The following is a 21,216-nucleotide window of genomic DNA, read 5'->3' on the forward strand; positions in this document are numbered from 1 at the left end:
GTCTACATCCGTTCCAGAATTACGCACGTGGTGGCTGCGGAGGCACAGATGGCGATCATCGCGATCTCCTTGTCCCGACGCTCGAGCTCGTCGATTGCCGTGGCCAGCAAACGAATACCCGTTGCGCCTGCTGGATGACCGAGAGCAATGGCACCACCGCCGACATTGAGCACCTCCGGATCGACCTTGTGGACCTGTGCGAACGACATGGGCACGGCAGCGAATGCTTCGTTGACCTCGAACAGGTCCACGTCGGCGACGGTCATCCCTGTGCGCTCGAACAGGGTATGCGCCGCGGCAACCGGGCCGTCCAGCATGAACTCGGTATCGCCGCCGATGACACACTGCGCGAGCAATCTGGCCCGCGGCCTCACGCCGAGGTCACGAGCCTTGTTCTCGGACATCAGCACGGCTGCGCTCGCACCGTCGGACACCTGCGACGACGTGCCGGCGGTGTGGAGGCCGCCGTCGATCGTGGGGCGCAGCCGGGCAAGCGCCTCCATGCTCGTCTCGCGCAGGCCCTGATCCTGGGTGACTCGCGTACCGAGCCCGTCGCCGGGGATTGCGACAGGAATGATCTGCCGATCGAACCAACCGTTGTCCCAGGCGGCGCGAGCGCGTTGCTGCGAACGCAGTCCGAATTGGTCGAGTTCCTCGCGCGTGAACCCACGGTGTCGCGCGATCCGATCGGCGGCAGTGTACTGATCGGGCATGTCCACCGACCAGGTCTCCGGTCGAGGCGTCCCGGCTCCGGTCCCGACCTTGGCGGTCAGCGGTACCCGCGACATCAGTTCGACGCCACACGCCAACCCCACCTCGAGGGTGCCGAGGGCGATCTGACCGGCGACGAGAAGAACCGACTGAAGGGCGGTGCTGCACTGGGCGTCGATCGTGGATGCCCCTGTATGTGAGGGTAGACCGGCATGCATCCACGCGGTGCGGGTGATGTTGCCGAACTGCTCTCCGATCGGAGTGACACATCCGCCGACAGCCTGCTCGACGAGGGAAGGATCCAGATCGAGTCGGTCGAGCACTCCGCGCTGCGCCAGCCCGAGCAATTCAGCGGCGTGCAGACCGGAGACCCAGCCGTCGCGCTTGCCGAACGAGGTGCGCGCGGCATCGACAATCACGGGTTTCATTTGCAGAACCTCTCTCTGTGAATCTGCCTGGAGCAGTGCAAAAGACGTGGATGTAGTTCTTCGGTTGCAGGGGCCGGAGCCACCGACCGGACGCTGCCACGCGTGCGCGAAATCGGTCGGACCACGTCGGCATCGAGGAGGCAACGCGCTCGATCAGCGACCTGATCCCCTACGCGACCGCTCTTCTACTCGGCTCCGAAGCGCTGTTCTCAGGAACAATTGTCCTGCAGCAGTTGGCTATTACAAATCGGGGCCGAGATTACGCGTTCGTGTAGACGCTGCCCCGCCGGATCATCAACGTCAAGCCGATCGTCAGCAAGCCTGCAAGAATCATCATGGTGGCAACCAGATTCAACCCGCCGACGGCGCCGGCTGCTGTCGATGCCAGCAGCACCGTTGCGACCGAGGTGCCGATTCCTTGACCGGCGGTGCGCAGCACCGCGTTGGTGCCGGTCGCCTCGCTGGTGTTGCTTTCCGGAACCGCCTCGATGATGAGGTTCGGGAGTGCGGTGTAGGCGAATGCGGTCGCGACCGAGACGGTGATGATCATCGCGGTCATGCCGACGATCGAGTCGTGGAATACGATGATCATCGCGCTACCGATGGTGAACAGGGCTGAACCGAGCAGCATCGATACCCGCGAACCCACAGCGCGCGTGATGCGCCCGCTCAGCGGAGTGCAGACGAAGCCGAACATCGAACCGATGAACGACAGCCAACCGGCATTGGTCGCCGAGACGCCCAAGCCGAACGGTCCTGTGGTCGGAGACTGCAGGACCAGCGGAATGATCATCGTACTGATACCCATCGGGCCGGCGGCGATCACCACCGTCGCACACATCGTGAGCGCAAACTTACGGTCCGCGAACATCCGGACGTTGACGATCGGATCGGTCACGCGCAGTTCCCACATCACCCACAGCGCAAGGACTCCGGAGCCACCGAGCACGAGACCGAGCGTGCGGAGATCACTCCAACCCCATGCGCCGGCTTTGTTGATGCCGAGCAGTACCGCCGCGATGGCAGGGGCGAACGTGATCGCACCGACGTAGTCGACTCGTTGCGTGGTGGCGGTAGGAACCTGCCAGGGCAGGACGAACAGCACCAGAAGGAGAGCAAAGATTGCGTACACCGCCGCCACGATGAAGATCATGTGCCAGCTCGCGTAGTCGATCATGACACCGGCGACGAGCAGCGAGGCCGAGCCTGCGGCAATCGCCGAGCCGGAGATGAGAGCAATGGCAACGGGCACCTTCACGGTCGGAAGGTGCGCACGGGCCACCCCGATACACAACGGGAGAATTGCGCCTGCGACACCCTGTATGGCGCGGCCGACGATGATACTGCCGATGCTGTCGCCGATCGCACTGATGAACGAGCCGACGGCGGCGGCGGCAAGCAACACCACGAGCACACGCTCGCGCCCGTACATATCACCCAGACGTCCACACACTGCAGCGGACGCGGCAGCGACGAGAAGGAAGGCAGTCACCGCCCAACCCACGGTGGCGGCGTCGCTGTCGAACTCACGAATGAATGTCGGAATTGCGGCGAAGACCATCGACGTCTCGAAGGCGCTGATGATCTCGACCGCCACCAGAACTGCGATGATGACCCATGCGGGGCGTTGGCGAGCGAAACGTCCGCGTGGAACGGATTGCGCCGCAACAGGCAGGTCGTGACTGTCTGTCGTACTTGTCATGAACTGATCTCCAGACTTGGGCAGCCCCGGTACGGGCTGCACTGTTGGAAGTCGGACAGTCGCGAGGGCCGGCCCCCAGGCATGTCGCCACGGGCAGCCCGACGGCTGTTCGGGGATTCGACAAAGTGTGGCGAATCACTTTCCGATACATGACGGTTTGACCACTCAGTGAGACCTCGAAGTGATCCGGATTACTCGGCCGTCCAGCTTTCCTCGTACGACGGCGCACCGAGCGGGTTCACGGTCGTGAGCCGGTCGAACAGCGGTCGCGACGACCGAACCGTGAATCTCCGCCGTTGCGAAGAGGATCGAGAGATTCTCGAGCGGAAACGGTCCCGATTCGACATCAACGGATTCGAGCCAGAAGGTCGGCTCGCTGTGAGGGTGCGAGACCGGAAATTTGTCCACTTTCTGCGATTCCGACGGATTCTGCGATACCGCGAGCCTTGGATTTGCCGATCTTCGGTAGCGACTCCAGCACGTACATCACGTTCGTCGTCCCGAGGAGTTCATCCGTGTCTGCTCTTCGAAATACCTCGCCGAGTGTGAGCCGGCCGGATTTGAGGTCCGCTCTCAGTTCGGACCGGAACTTGCCGGCGACAGCCGGTTCCTCACCGGATTCGATACGACGGCCGTTGCCGCGAGAAGGGCGTGACAATACGAAGCCGTCGAAGAAGAGTGTAGTCAGCAGATCGGTAAACGCTTCGGTGGTGTACTCGGCGCGGCTCGGCCAGTGCATGCTCGCCCACAACGAGTCACGCACGGCTCGGTAGAAGATGTCGGTGGGAACGTCGGACCGGAAGGTGCCGTCGGCGACCCCGGCGGACAGTGCGCGAAGCCAGTGGTTGCGCATCTCGCGCGAAGCGGTGTCCACTGCCTCGAGCAGTCCGTGCTCACGCAGGTACTGACGGTTCTGCTGATAGATGGCTGTCGGATGAGGATGTGTCTCGATCACCTCGAGAGTCTCGTGGATCAACCCCCGCACTGTGTCCCACGGAGTGCGGGCTTCCTCGACCACTCGGCCGAACCTGCGTTCGATATCGGCCATGTATCGGCTCAGGATCTCCTGAACCAGAGCATCTTTCGAGGGGAAATAGTGGTACAGGCTCCCGGAGAACACACCGGCCCGCTCACCGATCTCGCGGACAGTGGTTCCTCCGACCCCTTTTTCCGCGAAGAGTTCGGCCGCGAAATCCATGATCTGCTCACGCCTGGCCGTCGCCTTTGCCACCGCGCCTCCTGTGTCACTCGAATCGGCTTTCGACACCGCCGCGCTCCAACTCAGTGGGAGCGGTCGGCCGGGACGGACTTACCCCTGGTTAGCGTACCGCATCAAGCGCTTGCTCAAGAAAGGTTTCCGGGCTATGAACACCTTGGACCAGCAATTCGAACAGTTCATCGGACAGCAGGCCGAACCCCCGCGGGTGGCTCGATACCCCGTCAACGAGGCCATGATCCGCAACTGGGCAGAGGCGCACGACGACGTCAACCCCATCTACGTCGATCGAGAAGCGGCCCGCGCCACAGGCCGCGACGATGTGATCTGCCCGCCGGCCATGATCTCGACCTGGGTGATGGCCGGGTACCGCCGCTGGCGCGAGGTGCATCGCCTCCGTGCAGCGAAGATCACCGAGGACTCCGCATATTCGCGACTGCTCGCCCTTCTCGACGAGCACAAGTTCACCTCGGTCGTCGCCACCGACGTTCAGCACGAGTACCACCGGGAAACGATTCCCGGCGACCACGTCACCGCGCACTTCACCATCGAGTCGATCTCCCCGGTCAAACGCACGGCACTCGGTGACGGATGCTTCATCACCCTGCACAAACGCTACGAGAACCAACACGGCGAGTTGCTCGTCGAAGAACGGTTCCGTTTGCTCCGCTTCGATCCCACCGTCGTCAAGGAGACCCGATGACTGCCGTCCCCCGATTGACCGTCACCCAGGACAACGAGTTCTGGTTCGCCGCGGCGAAGGAGGGACGGCTCGAAATACAACGCTGCGCCGACTGCAAGACGTTGCGTCACCCCCCAGGACCCGCCTGCCCCGCCTGCCGGTCGTTCTCCTGGGACACCGTCGAATCCGCTCGCCGAGGAACCCTGCACAGCTGGACCGTGATCCACCACCCGCAGGATCCGGCCTTCGAGTACCCGCTCGCCGTCGGACTGATCGACCTCGAGGAAGGCACCCGGATCGTCGCCGACATCGCAGGTGTCGAACACGATCGGCTCGACATCGGAATGGAGCTCGAAGTCTGCTTCGCCGAACACGCACACGGCGAGATCCTGCCGCAACTGAGACTCCCGAACGGAGGTGCCGCATGAGCTTGCCCGAATGTTCGGTAGGCACCATGTTGCCCGACCTCGACCTATCCTTGGACCGGACCACCATCGTGGCCGGAGCAATGGCCTCCCAGGATTTCGAAGACGTACACCACGATCCCGGCGCGGCGAACAAGCGCGGAACCCCCGACATCTTCATGAGCATCAATTCGACCAACGGGTTCGTGGACCGCTACATCACCGACTGGGCGGGACCGTCCTCGCGCATCCGGCGGGTCTCCCTGCGGCTCGGCGTCCCGAACTTTCCCGGCGACACCATGCGTATGACCGGCGAAGTTACCGCAATCGGCGACGACACGATCACGGTCAAGGTGCTCGGCACCAACGATCGCGGTGTCCATGTGACCGCCGAGGTCTTCGTGACGCCGCACGAAGGAGGAACACGATGAGCATCGGAGGCTTCTCACGCGCAGCCGCCATCGCAGGTATCGGTGCCACCGAATTCTCCAAGAACTCCGGTCGCAGCGAATGGCAACTCGCCTGCGAAAGCGTGCTCGCCGCGCTGGACGACGCCCGGATCGGCGTCGAGGAAGTGGACGGCTTCGCCCTCTTCACCATGGAAACCAACCCGGAGATCGCCGTCGCGCGTGCACTGGGAATCCCTGAACTGAAGTTCTTCAGCCGTATTCCACACGGCGGCGGTGGCGCCTGCGCCCCGGTGCAGCAGGCCGCGCTCGCAGTTGCGAGCGGAGTCGCGGACGTCGTCGTGGTGTACCGGGCGTTCAACGAACGTTCCGGACACCGGTTCGGGGCGGGGCCCCCGCCGTTCGCCTACAACGCGAACACCGACCAGGAATACCGCAACTGGATCAATCCGTACGGGCTACTCACGCCGGCACAACAGGAGGCGTTCCTCGCGCGCCGCTACATGCAGCAGTACGGCGTCACTAGTGCCGACTTCGGGCAGATCTCCGTACTGTCCCGCAAGCACGCGGCGAACAATCCGAAGGCGTGGTTCTACGGCCGGCCGATCACCATCGAGGACCACCAGAACTCGAAGATGATTGCCGACCCACTGCGCCTGCTCGACTGCTGCCAGGAGAGCGACGGCGGTCAGGCGCTGGTGATCGTGAGCACCGAGCGAGCCAGGGATCTGCCCCACCCCCCTGCCGTAATCTCTGCGGCGGCGCAGGGCGTGGGTCCTCAGCAGATCTCGATGAGCAGCTACTACCGCGACGACATCGACGTGATGCCCGAGGTCGAACTGGTGGCGAAACAGTTGTGGGCACAGTCCGGTGTCGATCCCGGAGGTATCGACGCTGCAGTGCTGTACGACGCCTTCACACCGATGGTGCTGCTCCAGTTGGAGGAGTACGGGTTCTGCGGCCGCGGTGAGGCCAAGGATTTCATCGCGGACGGCAACCTCGAACTCGACGGCCGCCTGCCGATAAACACCAACGGTGGCCAGCTGGGCGAGGGATATATCCACGGCGTCAACGGCATCGCCGAAGGCGTCCGGTTGATCCGCGGCGCATCGGTGAACCAGCCTGCGAAGACCCTCGACAACGTGCTGGTTACCGGCGGCTCTCCCGTGCCGCACAGCGCCATTGTGCTTTCCGTCGACCGCTGACGCAGCGGTCGAATACCCCCTATACAGAAAGTGGAATCGAACATGACTGATCGCATCACCTATGCCCGTGCCACCCATGGCGAAGAAGAGATCCAGGCCGTCGTCGACGTTCTGCGCGGCGGCCACCAGGCTCTGCGGATCGGTAAGAACGTTCTCGAGCTCGAACGCCGGGTGCCCGCCATCTCCGGCAAGAAATTCGGCGTGATGTGCAACTCCGGTTCCTCGGGCCTGTACCTGGCCATCGAACTTCTCGGCCTGCCGAAGGGCAGCGAGGTGATCACCTCGCCGCTGACGTTCTCCACCGATGTTGCGCCGATCGTGCGCGCCGGCCTCATCCCCGCCTTCGTCGACGTGGAGCCGAACACGTTCAACGTCGACGTGAGCAAGATCGAGGCGATGGTCACGAGCCGCACCAGTGCCATTCTGATCCCCAACCTGGCCGGTAACTGCCCCGACTGGGACGCGATTCGCGCGGTCGCCGACCGGCACGGCCTCAAGGTCATCGAGGACACCTGCGACACTCTCGGCGCGACCCTGCGAGGCACACCGACCGGAGCCCGCGCAGACCTGAGCGTGACCAGCTTCTCGATGGCTCACATCATCACCTGTGCGGGTACCGGCGGCATGGTGATGATGGACGACGAGGAAACGCGCGACCGGGCCTTGTTGCTGCGCCGTTGGGGTCGCCGCTCGGAGCCGAATCTCTTCGGCAACGGTAAGGGTCGCGTCTTCCGCGAGCAGCTCGACGGCGTCGACTACGACAACGATTTCATCTTCGACCTCATGCCGTGGAACTTCGAGCCTTCCGAGCTCGGTGCTGCCTACGGAGTAGTCCAGCTCGACAAGCTGGCACAGAACTACGAGCGTCGCCGGAAGACCTTCGCGTCCTACACTTCTGCGTACGGAGCCTTCCCGGAGTTCTTCACGACGCCGGTCGAGCCCGAAGGTCTCGACACCGCGTGGCTGTGCTACCCGGTGATGATCAACGCCGATGCGCCCTTCACACGTAGCGATATCCAGGAGTACATCGAAGGACAGGGTATCGACACCCGAACGGTGTGGAGCGGCAACATCACTCGTCATCCGATGATGTCCGGGATCGAGTTCCGCCAGCCCGAAGACGGGTTGCCCGAAGCTGATGCCGTGTTCGAACGGGGCATGACCCTCGGTATGAGTCACGGACTCACGGACAGCGAAGTGGAGCGAATTTTCACGGTCATCAACGACTTCGCTGCTCAATGGCGTTGATCGAGACTCGAATCGCAGGAGGCGACATGCATCCCGAACTGTCCGAGAAGTCACGGCGGCTACGTACCGAGCTGCGGGAGTACTTCGCGCGCACCATCGATGAAGAAGACCGACGTGCACTCGTGGACCAGACCGAAGGAGGGCCGGTCTTCGACCGGATCTTTCGGCAGATGGGCGCGGACGGCTGGCTCGGGCTCGGCAGGCCCGAGGAGTACGGCGGCAGCGGCGACGATCCCGAGGCGTTGTACGTGTTCTACGACGAAGTGATTCGAGCCAATGCCCCCCTGTCGCTGGTCACACTCAACACTGTCGCCCCCGCACTGATGAAGTACGGCACACAGGAACAGAAGGATTTCTTCATCCCCAAGATCCTGTCCGGCGAGTTGATCTTCGCGATCGGCTACACCGAGCCCGGTGCCGGAACCGATCTTGCTGCGTTGCAGACTCGCGCTCGAATCGAGGGTGACGAGCTGGTCATCAACGGCAACAAGATCTTCACGAGCGCCGGAGTCTACGCCGACTGGGTGTGGCTCGCGGTAAGGACGGATCCCGACGTGGCCCGCCACAAGGGCATCTCCGTGGTCCTGGTTCCCACGACCGCACCGGGCTTCTCGGTCACCGAGATTCACACGGTCGGCGGGATCAGCACCTCGGCGACCTACTACGAAGACGTGCGGGTGCCACTGACCAACGTGGTCGGCGAACTCAACGGCGGCTGGGGCCTGATCACCGATCAGCTCAACCACGAGCGAGTGGCGCTCGCTGCGCGTGGCGGTATCGCGAACCAGCTGTACGACGAGGTCCTCGACTGGGCGAAGAAGGAGCCGGCGGGGTCCGGAGCGGTGTACGACCTTCCCTGGGTTCGTAGCACGCTGGCCGAGGTTTATACATTGCTCGGCGCGGCCGATCTGATAAATCTGCGGCTGGTCGCGGACGTTGCCGCGAACACTCTCGGAGGCGGTGACTCCGCGGCAGCGAAGGTGTTCGGCACGGAGGCGGTCGTCACCGTATACGGGCGGCTGCAGGAAGTTCTGGGCGCGGTCGGGTTACTACGGCCGGGAACGCCCGGAGCAGCGATCCAAGGCCGGGTCGAAACGCTCGCGCGCAGAGCACAGAACAACACCTTCGGTGGCGGCACGAACGAGGTGATGCGGGAGATCGTGGCGGCCAAGTGCCTGGGCATGACACTCGCCGCTCGGCGTCGTCCTGAGGCCCAGTCCAGCACGAGGAGCTGACAATGGATTTCGAATTCGATGATGACCGATCGGCACTCGGCGACCTGGCCGGTCAGATCTTCACTTCGCTCGCCACGGTGGATCGTGTGGTCGAGGTCGAGACCCGAGAGAACGGGTTCGACCGTGTCTTGTGGCAGGCGCTGGCCGAAGCCGGGTTGCTCGGGGTCGCACTCCCGGAGAAGTCCGGAGGCGCGGGGATGGGGATGCTCGGTCTCGTTTCGCTGCTCGAACAGCAGGGGCGGCGAGTAGCACCGATACCGTTGTGGTCTGTGGTGGCCGGCGCCGCGCTACCGATTGCCGAGTTCGGCAGCGCCGAACAGATCGATCGACTACTGCCGGGGTTGCTCGATGGCACCACGCTGCTCACTGGCGCATTCGAGTCCGCGCCCGGCGGACACTCGACCCTCTCGGCGATCCGGAAGGGGGACACCCTGGTCGTGAACGGGGCGATCACCGCCGTGTCCGGCGGTGCCGTGGCTGCGGGGATCGTTGCTCCTGTGGTCTGCGACGACGGTTCGGTCGTCGTCGCAGTGCTTCCCACCGATTCGGCCGGCGTGACCGTCGAACCGCTCGCTGTGACCAGCCGCGAAAACGCCGCCGCCGTCCGATTCGGAGATGCCGAAATTCCTGCCCACGACCAGCTTTCGGGTGACGGAACCGAAATTGTTGCGTGGGTCCGACGACGCCTCCGGGTCGCACTTGCCGCTTTCCAGTTGGGTGTGTGTGCAGAGGCGCTCCGCATGACGGCGTCGTACACCTCGGAGCGAGTTCAGTTCGGCCGGCCCCTTTCCACCAATCAGGCTGTCGCTCTGCGTGCCGCCGACGCGTACCTCGACACAGAGTCGATCCGCCTTACCACATATCGGGCCGCATGGCTGCTCGATGCCGGTCGTGAGGACGAGGCGGAGGCGGCGTGCCTGACCGCGAAGTGGTGGGCTTCGCGTGGCGGGTTGCGCGTCGTACACGCCACGCAGCACCTGCACGGCGGAATCGGCGCAGACGTCGACTTCCCCATCCATCGCTACTTCCTTTGGGGGCGGCAGGCCGCCTTCACCCTGGGAAGCGCCGATGCGATCGCTGCCGAACTCGGCAGCCAACTCGATTCCGCACCGCCGATCGGGTCCTCGGCCTGATGGCGTGCGCCGGATAGGTCAGCGGCGTCGAAATACAGGAGAGTGTTCGTCCCGGGCGACTTCTGCCGCCCGGGACGACAGCTCCGAAGCCGACCCGGGTGGCGCGGCGATTCCGCGCGTCAGTAAAGATCGTTCGAGGAGCGGTGGACTGTCCGTAACCGACGTTCTGCCGAGGTCGGAAACAGCAGTTCGGAGGTGCGCCGAGCGGCCGATCTGACCAGCGGGGCCATCCTGCCGAGTTCGACCACGCCGCGGCATGCGAGCGAGATGGCGGCGATCGCGCCGTCCGGGCCGCGCACCGGTGTTGCTACGGCACTGATGGTCAGCGGGCACTTCTCGCCGGGTACGTGCGACACACCGCGTTGTTGCCGCACCCGATTCAGTTGCGCGTGCAGAGCCGACAGTCTGTCGGTAGGGAGGGGATGTTCACCCAGGGACATGAGCAGCTCTACCTGCTCGGGCATCAGACAGGCAAGGAGGGCTCGCCCACTGACCGTGTCCTGAGCCGGCACCCGTACCGCAACCCGAGACGGAATCCCGTTGCGTGCTACGCCGCCGATCCTGTCCAGGAAATGGACCGACGTGCCTTCGAGAACAGTCAAGTGCGCGACCCCACCGGTTCTCGATTGCAGCTCGTTGAGAACGTCGTAGGCGGCCGCACGGAGCTCGGAATAATCGCCCACACGCCCACTGATCCGCTGCACCCGGACGCCGAGGCGGTAGCCCCGAGATCCGCGCTCGAGCCAGTGCAGATCGACAAGCTGGGTCAAGAGGCGAAATGCGGTGGAGCGGGGCAGTCCCGTGGCCCGGGTGATGTCTTCGAGCAGCATGTGCTGGGGGCCGTCGGCAAAGGCGTCGAGGATCTGCGTGAGGCGTTCCACCACGCCAGGGCGAGGCACACGCGCGGGTCCACTCGCCACACCTTGGTCCATCCGAATTGTCACGACAACTCCTCTCGCGAGTTTACCTAGCACTTGCTTGGTGGGGACGATACGCGACTTTTTCGGCGAACGCTCCCGCTGGATGGAACACGCGCCGGCGACCTGGCCCGCGGCGGACGGTGGGGTTACCGGCACTGCGCACGCCTCGCGTCGGTGTCGACGTACAAGCCTATGCAGCAACGATTTCCGTCCAGAGCTGGCGTTCTACTCCCCCGCCGGGACTCGACCGTCCCCCGGTGGCCGGGGTGACGGAACGGCGCCGAATGTCGTACCCCGACAACGGCTCTACAAGACCGCGCGAAGTTGACAGTGGGACGCGCCACATCTACGGTCGGAATATAAACCAAGCGCTTGCTCAACTGCTCTGCGGTTGGCATTGTGGTGCGCACTTACCGGTCCGAACTCACGAGGGAGACGGTTGATGGAGACGTTCGCCAAGGTGGTCAGATCTCGAATCGGGGACGATCACGAGGGTTTGCGATTCGAAGGCTCGACCTGGAGCTGGGACGAAATAGTGCGGGAAGCGGCCGTTCGCGCCTCGCTGTTGCACGATTTCGTCCAGCCACGCCCCGGACGCACCCAACGACACGTGGGAGTTCTTCTGCAGAACGTGCCGGACTACGTGTTCTGGCTGCTCGCTGCGGCACTGAGCGGTGATGTGATCGTCGGCATCAACCCGACCCGACGGGGCACCGAGCTTCGACACGACATCGCCCATGCCGAATGCGATCTCGTGGTCACCGAACCCCTCCACTTGAACAGCATCGATCCGGATCACCTGGCCGTGCCGGCAGACCGTGTCCTGGACGTGGCCTCCGCGGAGTACGCCGAGTTGTTGAACACTCATTCCGGTGCCGCTGTCCCCGATCTCCGCCTCGACCCGCAGTCGATCTATCTACTGCTGTTCAGCTCGGGATCGACCGGAGCACCGAAAGCGGTCATCTGCTCACAGGGCAGGCTCGGAAGGCTCACGGAGAAGATGTCCGACCGCATCTCGCTGCACCGCAATTCGGTCTCCTACCTGATGCTGCCGCTGTTCCATGGCCACGCGATCATGATGAACCTGGCCGCCGCCGCGCAGGAGGGTTCGACGGTGGTGATGGTGCGAAAGTTCTCGGCCAGCGCCTTCAGCAAGGATATCCGCGAACACAAGGTCACGTATTTCAACTATGTCGGACGCGCACTGAGTTACATCCTGGCCGTACCGGAATCGCCCGACGACAGCGTCAACGATCTGGAGGTCGCCTTCGGGTCGGAGGCCTCCCCCGCCGAAGTCGATGCGTTCCGCGCCCGATTCGGCTGCGAAGTGCGGGAGGGCTACGGCGCGAGTGAAGGTGCGATCAGGATCGTGCCGGTTCCCGGTTCGCCACGTAACTCTCTCGGGCTCCCCGCATCCGGAGCAGTCGCAGAGGTACGAAACGACGACAACATCGAATGTCCGCGTGCCCGCTTCGACGAAAACGGCGCCCTGATCAACGGCGAGGAGGCCACAGGTGAAATCGTGGTCCTCGGAGGGGGCAAGTCGTTCGAAGGGTATTACAACAATCCGGAAGCGATGGCAGACCGACTCAAGTTCGGTGGCGAAGACTTCTGGACAGGAGACCTTGCGTATCGGGATTCGGACGGATACTTCTACTTCGCAGGCCGGGACTCGGACTGGATGCGCGTGGACGGAGAGAACTTCGGTGCCGCCCCACTGGAGCGGATCATGGCGCGGTACCCCGAATTCTCGGGCGCACACGCTTACGCCGTGCCCGACCCCAAGACGGGCGATCAGGTCATGTGCGTGGTCGTGATGGCCGGAGACGCCACCTTCGACCCCGCCGATTTCGCCACCTTCATCGACGCTCAACCGGATCTCGGCACCAAATGGCGACCGACCTACATCCGCGTGGTCGACGAGGTTCCGACCACCGGGAGCGGCAAGATTCACAAGGGCCCCTTGCGCGCCACCGCGTGGGAGGCCGACCGAGTCTGGTACGCCGCCACTCGTACGAGCGAGTACTCGCTGCTCACGGAGGACGACAAGCATCGCATTCGGACTCAATTCGTCGAGAGTGGCCGCGCAAACAACCTTCCGATCGCTTCTCGCAGGATCCTCGCCGGCATCGGTTCCTGAATGGTCCGCGACGCGGCACCCAGGATCTGCGTCGGAAAACTGCGGACGGCAACGACAGCGGATTCACGCCGAAGTTGACGAGGATGCGCACGGCGTCGGCTTCGATGTCCTCGAAGGTCCCGTCTACAAAGACGAAGGTCACCGCCCGGATCCGCGGGGACATCGAAGCCGAGCAGGTAGTAGACGAAGGCGAGTACGGCGACGTCGGTTCCGGCTGCGATGCGCATTCTCCGCGCACCGCACCGCACCGCACCACACCACACCGCACCGGTCGTCGGCCGCGGCCGGAAGAACCGAATTCTCCTGGCCCGGTGCATTATCCGTGAGATGCGGATACCTCTTTTCCCGGTCAGGGCAGGGCCGCGGTCGAGGTCGGTGTGTCGAGAAGATCACCGGCCTCGACCGACGTCCTATCCGGGCACAGGCGCGGTCACGACGGGCATGACGCTGACGAAAATGCCCCGCGCCTCCACGGTGCGTTCACCGTTGCACTCGATCCAACCTTCGGCGATGGTCTTGCGGCCGACGGTGTCGACGATGCGCGAATACAGATCCAGCGGCTCTCCCAGCGGTGTAGGCCGGGGGTATTGCAGCTCGAGCGACGCCGTCACGGAACGGACTCCACGCGCCTGCATCAACGTGCCCAGCATGCAGTCGAGCAAATGCGCGGCAAACCCGCCGTGCATGATGTCCGGCGGTCCCTCGTGCAGCGCGTTCGGCACAAGCCTGGCTCGTGCGTCATCGTCACCGAAATAGATCGCCAGAGGAATACCCATGGGGTTGTGGCTGAATTGCGTCCATGGCACCTGCCCGCCGGTCTCTCGGGACCGTGCCGGCCCGTCCAACGCCGGACGCAACGGGCGACTCCGCGGCCGCGCGCCGAGAATATCGGCCACTTCCGTAATCGAGGTGCTCGCAGCGCGGATGGCGTCGATATCTGCTGTGGTAGTCGCCGCCGCCAACATCAGCGTGCGCGTTGCAGCGACGAGAGCCGCGGTTGCCTCGGTCAACTCCGGGGGGATGTCGGTGATTCGGGTCATCGAAGTCCTACCTTCTTGTGTACGGGTGGATCCGGTCATTCGTAGGACCGGGGAGCCCAAATGCCCCGGGTCCGACTGCGCGGTTACGAAAGCGGGCCAAGAAGATCGCTATCGGGGAGGCATGATCCAGGACCCGCCTCCCCGACCGTCCACAACTGGTGGACGACACGATGGAGGCGCCTTTTCCAGCGCCTCCGCGTTGATGGAGCCGCGTCACCTACGAAGCGACTCGGGTACGGATGGTGCAGGCGCAAAATGCAGGTAATCGGGAAGGAAGCCGGACTCGTCCAGCTCGTGCGGCTGCCACCCCTCTACCAGCCCGCGCCCGTCGAGTGTGCGCACGGCGCGGTCGTGCTCGTGCAGCAGCGGCAGACTGTAAGTTACCTTCCCGGTGAGCAGCGAGGGATCGGACATACACAGGAGCAGCGCCGCTTCCGCCATCGTCTCCTCCGGTTCCGACGGCCATCCCGGCACGGCCGAGGCAGCGTGCTCGGTAGCGACGCCGCGGTTGGGGGCAAGGCTGTTCACCGCGATGTTGTCGGGATACAGCTCCATCGCTGCGCCGGTGGTGAGCCGATCGAGCATGGCCTTGGTGCCGCCGTACAGCACTGAGCCGGCGAGCGGATGGAACTGGAACGGAGGACCGACGCGCGGTCCTGCCTGCCGCGAGGAAATGTTGACGATCCACCCGGCGCCACGCTCACGCATACCCGGGACCACGGCTTTGACGAGGTCCCAGGTGTTCCACACGTTGGTTTCCACGGAATCGAGGAACCACTCCCTTCGCATCTCCGTGAAGGGAATGTCGTAACGTCTTTCTGCGGCGACATTGTTGACGAGAATGTCGGCACGACAACCCATGACATCTTCGATCCGGGCAACAAGTTCTGCCCGGTCGAGGTCGGGCCGGCCGAGATCGGCGACAAAGGGCTCAGCACGGCCGCCATCGTGTCGTATGCACGCCACGGTCTCCTCGAGGGACCCGGTGAATTCGCCGTCACCTGCACGCATTGTCCGTGAAACCGCGGCTACAGCAATGCCTTCCGACGCAATGCGTCGCGCGATCGCACGCCCGATCCCACGACTCGCCCCGGTGACGATGGCCAGTTGACCGCGCGGGGCTCCAGTGCGATCGGACTCTCGATCCCGGTCGGGAAAGCCGCGGTGGCTCTCGTCTTTCGCCTGCATCCCTACCTGCTTCCATGGTGCGAACGTATTCTTTCGTACCGTAGATGGGACACATGCAGGCGACCGGGCTACTCCCGCACAGTTGGAGCACATTGCAGGAATCACGACGGGAGTCCGCTCGGTCGTCAGAGTTGTATTCCTACTGTAAACGCAGATCTGTGCCCGGACGGTAAGAGCTCGAGGAACTGCGGGAGCAGAGCAGCCGGCACGGGCAGCTACCTACCGGCCCCATACAGATGTCGGAACGGTTTGTGTGCACGGTTGACCTGGCTCACCATAAGGTTTCCGAATCCGGTGACGAGTCTTCACCGTCGGCGATCCGGTCGACCGCAAGTTCCATCGGGCGCGGCCGAACGAGCTGTGGGTCAACGACATTCCCCGAGCATTTCGTGCACGGTGGTGCCCCCACCGAACATCCGACGTGCGAGGATCGTACATGTCGATCAAGGAGTTCCTTTTACCTCGAGGTTTTCGGCGTCGAGGTCCGTGCTGCTGGGCTCATGCCGTCCTCCGGAAGTATTGACGACAGACCGGACAACGCGATGAGGGATTCGTTTTGATTGTCGATGCAGGTCGAGTTGCTCGGCCTGTTTCCTGCAGCAGTTCTTCTCGTTCACCCCACCGCCTGAGTCCGACCGAACCCTCGGACTCAGGCGACTCGGCCCTAGTTTTCCGCAGAAGCGTGGACGTTTTCGGACTCACCTGCAGGGGTGACGTCCCCGAGCGCTACGCCGCGAGTTTCGGCGGTCAGCGCCATGGCGCCGACCGAGATCCCAGCGGTCACGACGATGATCAGGCTCAGCGGCCAACTGCCCCCACCGAGCGTGGCGAGCAGGGTGCTGGCGATCAGCGGCGTGAAGCCGGCTCCGATCAGACTTGCGCCCTGATAGCCCAACGATGCTCCCGTGTACCGCACTGTGGCACCGAACATCTCCGACAGCAGCGGCACCAGCGGTGCGAACATGACGTTCTGGATGACCTGCCCGATGACCAGGCCGACCACCAGCAACATCACCGAGCCGGAGTCCACCAGCATGTACAACGGAAACGCGAACAGCATCGCCGCGACGGCGCCGGTGAGCACGATCGGTCGACGACCGACACGATCGGACAACGCCGACGCCAGTGGAACGACGAGCAGTGAGACCGTCGACAGCAGCACCAGCACCTGCATCACGGTGGATCGTTCGTAACCGATCCCGGTCGTGTACGAGATGATGTGCGAGGTGATCAGCGCCGTCATCGCGAACGGCGCGATACCGATACCACAGGCGAGCAGTACGGGACGCGGCGTCCTGAGTACCTGCGCCAACGGTATGCGGTCGGCAGTGGTGGCCACCTCCTTCTTGACCGCCTCCTTCTTGACCGCCTGCTCGAAGACCGGGCTTTCGGCGACCTGGGAACGAATGTAGAGGCCGACCACCACCAGCAGTGCGCTGAACAGGAATGGCACGCGCCAGCCCCACGTCTCCAGGTCTTCGTCGGGTAGCAGACTGACGATCGCCACCGCGACGGTTGCCATCAGAAAGCCGATGGGCGAGCCGAGATTCATTACGCCGGCCCACTTGCCGCGGTTGTCGGCATCAGCGTGCTCGACGACCATCAAGGCGGCGCCACCCCATTCGCCGCCGATGGCAATCCCCTGCACGAGCCGCAGGACGACGAGCAGTACCGGGGCTGCCATGCCGATGCTCGCGTAGCCGGGTAGCAGGCCGATGATGAAGCTCGCGCTACCCATCAGGGCCATCGTCACGAACAGGATGTGTTTGCGGCCCACGCGGTCACCGAAGTGACCGAAGATGAGCCCGCCCAACGGCCTCGCAATGTATCCCACGGCCAGGGTTCCGAAGGCGGCTATCGTCGATACCGCCTGGTTCTCCCCGGGAAAGAACACGTCGCCGAACACCAGCGCGGCCATCGTGCTGTACAGCAGGAAGTCGTAGTACTCCAGCACCGTTCCGAACAGGGCCGACAGTGCGACCTTCCGGATGTGCTTGTCGCTGCCGTCGGTCATGCCAGGCTCTGTTCGTACTCGCGGACAGTTTTCACGAGGCCGTGGATCGCGCGGGTGCAGTCCTCGCGGGGATAATCGAGCACTCGCAATGTCTCGGCGCTGGGCTCATAGGAAATGGTGTTCCCGCGCCCCTGCATGATCGCCGCATCCGGTAAGAGCGGGTGCGGTTCGTTACGTTCGACGATGGTGCGCCCGCCACCAGCGGCGTCGACAAGACGCTGGAAGAACTCGCGGTACGGAAGGTTCTCGTCGCCGACCAGGTACGCAGCACCGGGCGCGGCGTTGCGCAGTGCTCCAGCGACCGCGTGCGCCAGCGACTCGGCGGACATGTAGTTCGTGCCGCCCGGCGGGGCGAAGTCCGGGATCTGCGGCTCATTGCCGGCCGCCCATGAGACCAAGCGGCGATACCGCTCGGCGGAAGGGCCGGGCACGGCTCCGATGATCGACGGCGGGTTCAACGTGCACGCGACGAACGAATCGTCGGCAAGTGCCCGGGTCCGTTCGTCCGCTTCCTTACGCGCCGTGACGTAGGGATTGCCGTCGGCGAATCGTTCGTCGAATTGATGGTAATAACTGCCTACCTGCACGAAACGGCGCACACCCGCTTCCTTGGCGAGAGCGGCGAAGCGAGGCACGCCGGCACTCTGGGCGTCGCGCCAGAAGCTTCGGTCGTCGCTTTCCCGCGGCTTGTGCCGCACGTCCTGGCCTGCGGCGAACACGATGCCCTCGAACGCCGACAGCTGTTCCGCGGTGAAGGTGGGGACTGTGTAGTCACCGATCAAAACCGGGAAGTCGGCCACCGGCGACGTACTGGCTATCGAGCCGCGCGCTGCAACGGTGACATCATCTCCCGACTGCTCGAGCAGAGTCGCGGTAGCGGCGCCGATCATGCCGGTGCCACCGACAACAAGGATCTTCATTACTGGGCATCCTCCGGAAAGGTGGGTGAGTTCGGGGGTCGGGGTGATCAGGGGTTGCGGGGGCGATTGGTCCATCCGGCTCCCCGCGGCACCCAGCCGCCGGCCGCGTGAGTGCCGCCGTCGACGTGAATGGTTCCGCCGGTGATGAATCGCGCCAGATCGCTGGCCAGGAACAAGACCGCTCCGGCGACGTCCTCGGGCTGCCCGGGGCCGCCGAGTGGCGACCAGTTGGGCCACAACGGTACGTCGTCGCGCGGGACGAGGGTGGTGTACGGGACCTGCGGCGTTTCGATGAGGTCGGGCGCGACGGCGTTGACCCGGACCCCCGATGGGCCGACCTCTGCGGCCAACGACCGGGTGAATTGTGTGAGCGCCGCCTTGTATGCCGAGTACACGGACTGCCCGGGAATGGCCCGGTGTGATTCGACCGTCGTCAGGTTGACGATCGATCCACCGCCGCGCTCTATCAGCCCCGGCAGCAACGTCCGAGTCAAGCGCAGGACGTGCGCGAAATTGATCTCGTGCAGCTCGTCCCACAGCGACGCGGCGTTGTCCGTGAACGGCTGCTGTGGGTGCAGGAAGTGCCCGACGTTGTTGACGACGACGGATGGGCGGTGATCGACGACTTCGGCCGGGCACGGCGAGGTGCGCACGTCCCAGTGGAGGGTCGTGACGGTACCTCCGGCGCCGAGGTCGAAGGCGGGAGGCGGCGCCGGCGCGTTGTCTACCACGAGGACGTGCGCGCCGTGTGAGGCGAACGCGGCGGTGATCGCGGCACCGATACCCGCCGACCCACCGGTGACGAGGGCGCGCTGCCCGGCGAGTAGTGCTGTGGGTGTAAACCGCTGTGTTCCCGTCATGCCCCGATTACAGGCTCCTCAACGGTATAGCCCCAACCATTCTTCCGGTGAATGGAAGAATCGGCGATGCGGGACACATGAACTGCTATTACTCGAATGGCAGCACAGATCGCTCGGCGATTTTCTCTACTCGGTGCGAAGGACACGGAATGAACTCGAGAGAACCGGGGGGACACGACCCGGGCCGGCCGCCGACCGGAGTCCTGCGGCGGGCGGCTCGGATCCTCGATGTCTTCGCGGCCGAGGCAGGCACGTCCCCGGCGGGGTTGACCCTGACCCAGGTCGCTCTGGTCACCGGTCTCCCGCAGGCATCGGTGCACCGGACGTTGGAGCAGTTGGTGGCCCTGGATTGGCTCCGACGCGAGGGCATGAGGTATCGGCTGGGGATGCGTATGGTCGAGCTGGGCTCGGCAGCTGTCAACGACGACGCTCTGCGCCTGGCGGCCCTGCCCAGTCTGCGGTGGCTTCATCAGCAGACCGGCTGCATCGTCCAGCTGGGGGTTCTCGACGGTGACGACGTCGTCTATCTGGAACGGATCGGCGGTGAGTCCGTCCCCACGATCAAGACGCGGGCAGGCAGCAGAACGCCGGCACGACAATCCACCATCGGCACGGCTCTGCTTGCACTCGCATCGTCACCGTGCGTTGTCGACCTCGAAATCATGCGTGTGCGGGAATCCCGCATTGCCTACAAGCGCGACGGCTGTCTGGAAGGGTTCGCGTGTCTGGCGGCTCCTATCGGCCCACAGGGATACGGCCGGGCCGCCGCCGTCTCGGTGTTCGGACCGGCGCGGCGGGTCGACAACGAGCAACAGGTCCGCATACCGTTGCAAAGCGCTGCCGCCGCCATCTGGCAACGGCTCAACGCACCGGTAACGCCCCGCAACATGTCTGAGAAAGCACGGGCCTGACCTTCATGTCGCGACCTGATGCTCGCCCCGGCCGCAGAGTCGGCGAAGTACGACATCCCGGTTGCCGGTCCGGACAGCCGGCCGCTTCGAACACCGCGGGGCGCCTCCCCCTGAGATGTGGACACCAATTCCTTTGGCGGCGAGCGATGTAGACGATCGCTGCTCGAAATCGATCGAACAAACTCTCCGAGAGGGGAATGCCCCCTTCGAGGAAGCGCACGATCCGACCGAAGACCCGGCATACGCCTCGTCCACACCCCTCCGACGCATCCGAACGGATGGCGAGCAGTCCGGTAGTACCCACGCAAACGCGCGGCGCACGATGCGCAGACTCTCAACCTGCAGGAAACTCGGGCCCGCGCTGTCATCGACGCCACCAAGCCCGCGAAGCGACCCGCTTCGTCACCGTCACCACGAAGGGCTGGCCCTGGACACTGCGAGCGTCGAACGGTCCCGTTCCCTCATCGGGTCGAAGGGATACGTTTGGAGTTTTTCTGCCATGGATTCATGGGATGCCGGCGGTAGATCAGCCTTGCACGTGAAGCAAAGTGTGCCGCCTCCACTCTCACATGCGTTCAACCCCGGCACCGAGAAGAGCATGATGAATGGCTGATGGCGAGAACACACCGAGGCCATCGCGGGCTTCCTCGGTGATGACCGCGGTCAGCGCCGCAGTGACGTCCGGGTCGAGCATCGCGGTCACCTCGTCGCAGATCAGTTATCCCGGCCGCCGAACGAAGATGCCTGCGAGACAGGAAAATTGAAGCTGTCGTCGGAGACCTGATGCGGACGACGGTCGAGGAGATCGTCGGTCGACCCGACCCGCTGCGCAGTCCCCCAACGTCAGCACGA

19 protein-coding genes are annotated in these 21,216 nt (G+C 64.2%); 9 read left to right on the plus strand and 10 right to left on the minus strand.

Going from position 1 to position 21,216, the window contains the following annotated elements; translation table 11 throughout:
• Positions 1 to 2 precede the first annotated feature (2 nt).
• The 3 genes from A8G18_RS17450 to mihF all read right to left on the minus strand — a co-directional run bounded on the left by A8G18_RS17450 (position 3) and on the right by mihF (position 4,072).
• A complete protein-coding gene (locus tag A8G18_RS17450) occupies positions 3 to 1,139 on the minus strand; it encodes a steroid 3-ketoacyl-CoA thiolase (RefSeq protein ID WP_064064836.1) in 1,137 nt (378 codons plus the stop codon).
• 259 nt (positions 1,140 to 1,398) lie between these two features.
• Positions 1,399 to 2,841 carry an MFS transporter gene (locus A8G18_RS17455; protein ID WP_084421919.1) on the minus strand — a complete coding sequence of 481 codons (1,443 nt, stop codon included), beginning with the start codon at positions 2,839 to 2,841 and terminating at the stop codon, positions 1,399 to 1,401.
• A gap of 346 nt (positions 2,842 to 3,187) precedes the next feature.
• Positions 3,188 to 4,072, minus strand: coding sequence for an integration host factor, actinobacterial type (gene mihF / locus A8G18_RS23230; RefSeq protein WP_064064837.1), 885 nt, complete (start codon positions 4,070 to 4,072; stop codon positions 3,188 to 3,190).
• Between the two features lie 133 nt (positions 4,073 to 4,205).
• Between mihF and A8G18_RS17465 the strand changes: the two genes are divergently transcribed.
• The 7 genes from A8G18_RS17465 to A8G18_RS17495 are packed head-to-tail and all read left to right on the plus strand — an operon-like array spanning position 4,206 to position 10,371.
• Positions 4,206 to 4,760 (plus strand): FAS1-like dehydratase domain-containing protein, encoded by a 555-nt coding sequence (locus A8G18_RS17465; protein WP_064064838.1) that lies wholly within the window; start codon positions 4,206 to 4,208, stop codon positions 4,758 to 4,760.
• Complete coding sequence (locus A8G18_RS17470) at positions 4,757 to 5,167, plus strand: Zn-ribbon domain-containing OB-fold protein (RefSeq protein ID WP_064064839.1); 411 nt, start codon at positions 4,757 to 4,759, stop codon at positions 5,165 to 5,167. Before A8G18_RS17465 ends, A8G18_RS17470 begins: the two co-directional genes overlap by 4 nt.
• The gene (locus tag A8G18_RS17475) at positions 5,164 to 5,574 is read left to right on the plus strand and encodes a hotdog family protein (RefSeq protein WP_064064840.1); all 411 of its coding nucleotides are present in this window, start codon (positions 5,164 to 5,166) and stop codon (positions 5,572 to 5,574) included. Before A8G18_RS17470 ends, A8G18_RS17475 begins: the two co-directional genes overlap by 4 nt.
• Positions 5,571 to 6,755: a lipid-transfer protein gene (locus A8G18_RS17480; protein WP_064064841.1), complete on the plus strand. Its 1,185-nt coding sequence runs from the start codon at positions 5,571 to 5,573 to the stop codon at positions 6,753 to 6,755. The genes A8G18_RS17475 and A8G18_RS17480 overlap by 4 nt, the downstream gene beginning before the upstream one ends.
• A gap of 42 nt (positions 6,756 to 6,797) precedes the next feature.
• Positions 6,798 to 8,003, plus strand: a complete 1,206-nt coding sequence (locus A8G18_RS17485) for a DegT/DnrJ/EryC1/StrS family aminotransferase (protein WP_064064984.1) — start codon at positions 6,798 to 6,800, stop codon at positions 8,001 to 8,003.
• A gap of 26 nt (positions 8,004 to 8,029) precedes the next feature.
• Positions 8,030 to 9,238, plus strand: a complete 1,209-nt coding sequence (locus A8G18_RS17490) for an acyl-CoA dehydrogenase family protein (RefSeq protein WP_064064985.1) — start codon at positions 8,030 to 8,032, stop codon at positions 9,236 to 9,238.
• Between the two features lie 2 nt (positions 9,239 to 9,240).
• On the plus strand, positions 9,241 to 10,371 hold the full coding sequence (locus A8G18_RS17495; protein WP_064064842.1) for an acyl-CoA dehydrogenase family protein: 1,131 nt from the start codon (positions 9,241 to 9,243) through the stop codon (positions 10,369 to 10,371).
• A gap of 119 nt (positions 10,372 to 10,490) precedes the next feature.
• Here A8G18_RS17495 and A8G18_RS17500 read toward each other — a convergent pair whose 3' ends face one another.
• Positions 10,491 to 11,252, minus strand: coding sequence for an IclR family transcriptional regulator (locus tag A8G18_RS17500; RefSeq protein ID WP_084421945.1), 762 nt, complete (start codon positions 11,250 to 11,252; stop codon positions 10,491 to 10,493).
• Positions 11,253 to 11,733: 481 nt separating this feature from the next.
• Between A8G18_RS17500 and A8G18_RS17505 the strand changes: the two genes are divergently transcribed.
• On the plus strand, positions 11,734 to 13,431 hold the full coding sequence (locus A8G18_RS17505; RefSeq protein WP_064064844.1) for an AMP-binding protein: 1,698 nt from the start codon (positions 11,734 to 11,736) through the stop codon (positions 13,429 to 13,431).
• A 410-nt stretch (positions 13,432 to 13,841) separates the two neighbouring features.
• Here the strand turns inward: A8G18_RS17505 and A8G18_RS17510 are convergent, their stop codons facing one another.
• The 5 genes from A8G18_RS17510 to A8G18_RS17530 all read right to left on the minus strand — a co-directional run bounded on the left by A8G18_RS17510 (position 13,842) and on the right by A8G18_RS17530 (position 19,453).
• Positions 13,842 to 14,471: a PaaI family thioesterase gene (locus A8G18_RS17510; RefSeq protein WP_064064845.1), complete on the minus strand. Its 630-nt coding sequence runs from the start codon at positions 14,469 to 14,471 to the stop codon at positions 13,842 to 13,844.
• Between the two features lie 213 nt (positions 14,472 to 14,684).
• On the minus strand, positions 14,685 to 15,659 hold the full coding sequence (locus tag A8G18_RS17515; RefSeq protein WP_245207908.1) for an SDR family NAD(P)-dependent oxidoreductase: 975 nt from the start codon (positions 15,657 to 15,659) through the stop codon (positions 14,685 to 14,687).
• Positions 15,660 to 16,323: 664 nt separating this feature from the next.
• Entirely contained in the window at positions 16,324 to 17,673 is a 1,350-nt protein-coding gene (locus A8G18_RS17520) for an MFS transporter (RefSeq protein WP_064064846.1), read from the minus strand.
• Positions 17,670 to 18,593: an NAD-dependent epimerase/dehydratase family protein gene (locus A8G18_RS17525; protein WP_064064847.1), complete on the minus strand. Its 924-nt coding sequence runs from the start codon at positions 18,591 to 18,593 to the stop codon at positions 17,670 to 17,672. Before A8G18_RS17525 ends, A8G18_RS17520 begins: the two co-directional genes overlap by 4 nt.
• 47 nt (positions 18,594 to 18,640) lie before the next feature.
• Positions 18,641 to 19,453 carry an SDR family NAD(P)-dependent oxidoreductase gene (locus A8G18_RS17530; RefSeq protein WP_064064848.1) on the minus strand — a complete coding sequence of 271 codons (813 nt, stop codon included), beginning with the start codon at positions 19,451 to 19,453 and terminating at the stop codon, positions 18,641 to 18,643.
• A gap of 149 nt (positions 19,454 to 19,602) precedes the next feature.
• Here A8G18_RS17530 and A8G18_RS17535 point away from each other — a divergent pair, with 149 nt between their 5' ends.
• On the plus strand, positions 19,603 to 20,364 hold the full coding sequence (locus A8G18_RS17535; RefSeq protein WP_064064849.1) for an IclR family transcriptional regulator: 762 nt from the start codon (positions 19,603 to 19,605) through the stop codon (positions 20,362 to 20,364).
• A 565-nt stretch (positions 20,365 to 20,929) separates the two neighbouring features.
• On the opposite strand, the gene A8G18_RS23600 is transcribed toward A8G18_RS17535, so the two are convergent.
• Complete coding sequence (locus A8G18_RS23600; protein ID WP_280747361.1) at positions 20,930 to 21,058, minus strand: hypothetical protein; 129 nt, start codon at positions 21,056 to 21,058, stop codon at positions 20,930 to 20,932.
• Positions 21,059 to 21,216: the final 158 nt, after the last annotated feature.

Source organism: Rhodococcus gordoniae, assembly GCF_001646655.1.
Taxonomy (GTDB): domain Bacteria; phylum Actinomycetota; class Actinomycetes; order Mycobacteriales; family Mycobacteriaceae; genus Rhodococcus; species Rhodococcus gordoniae.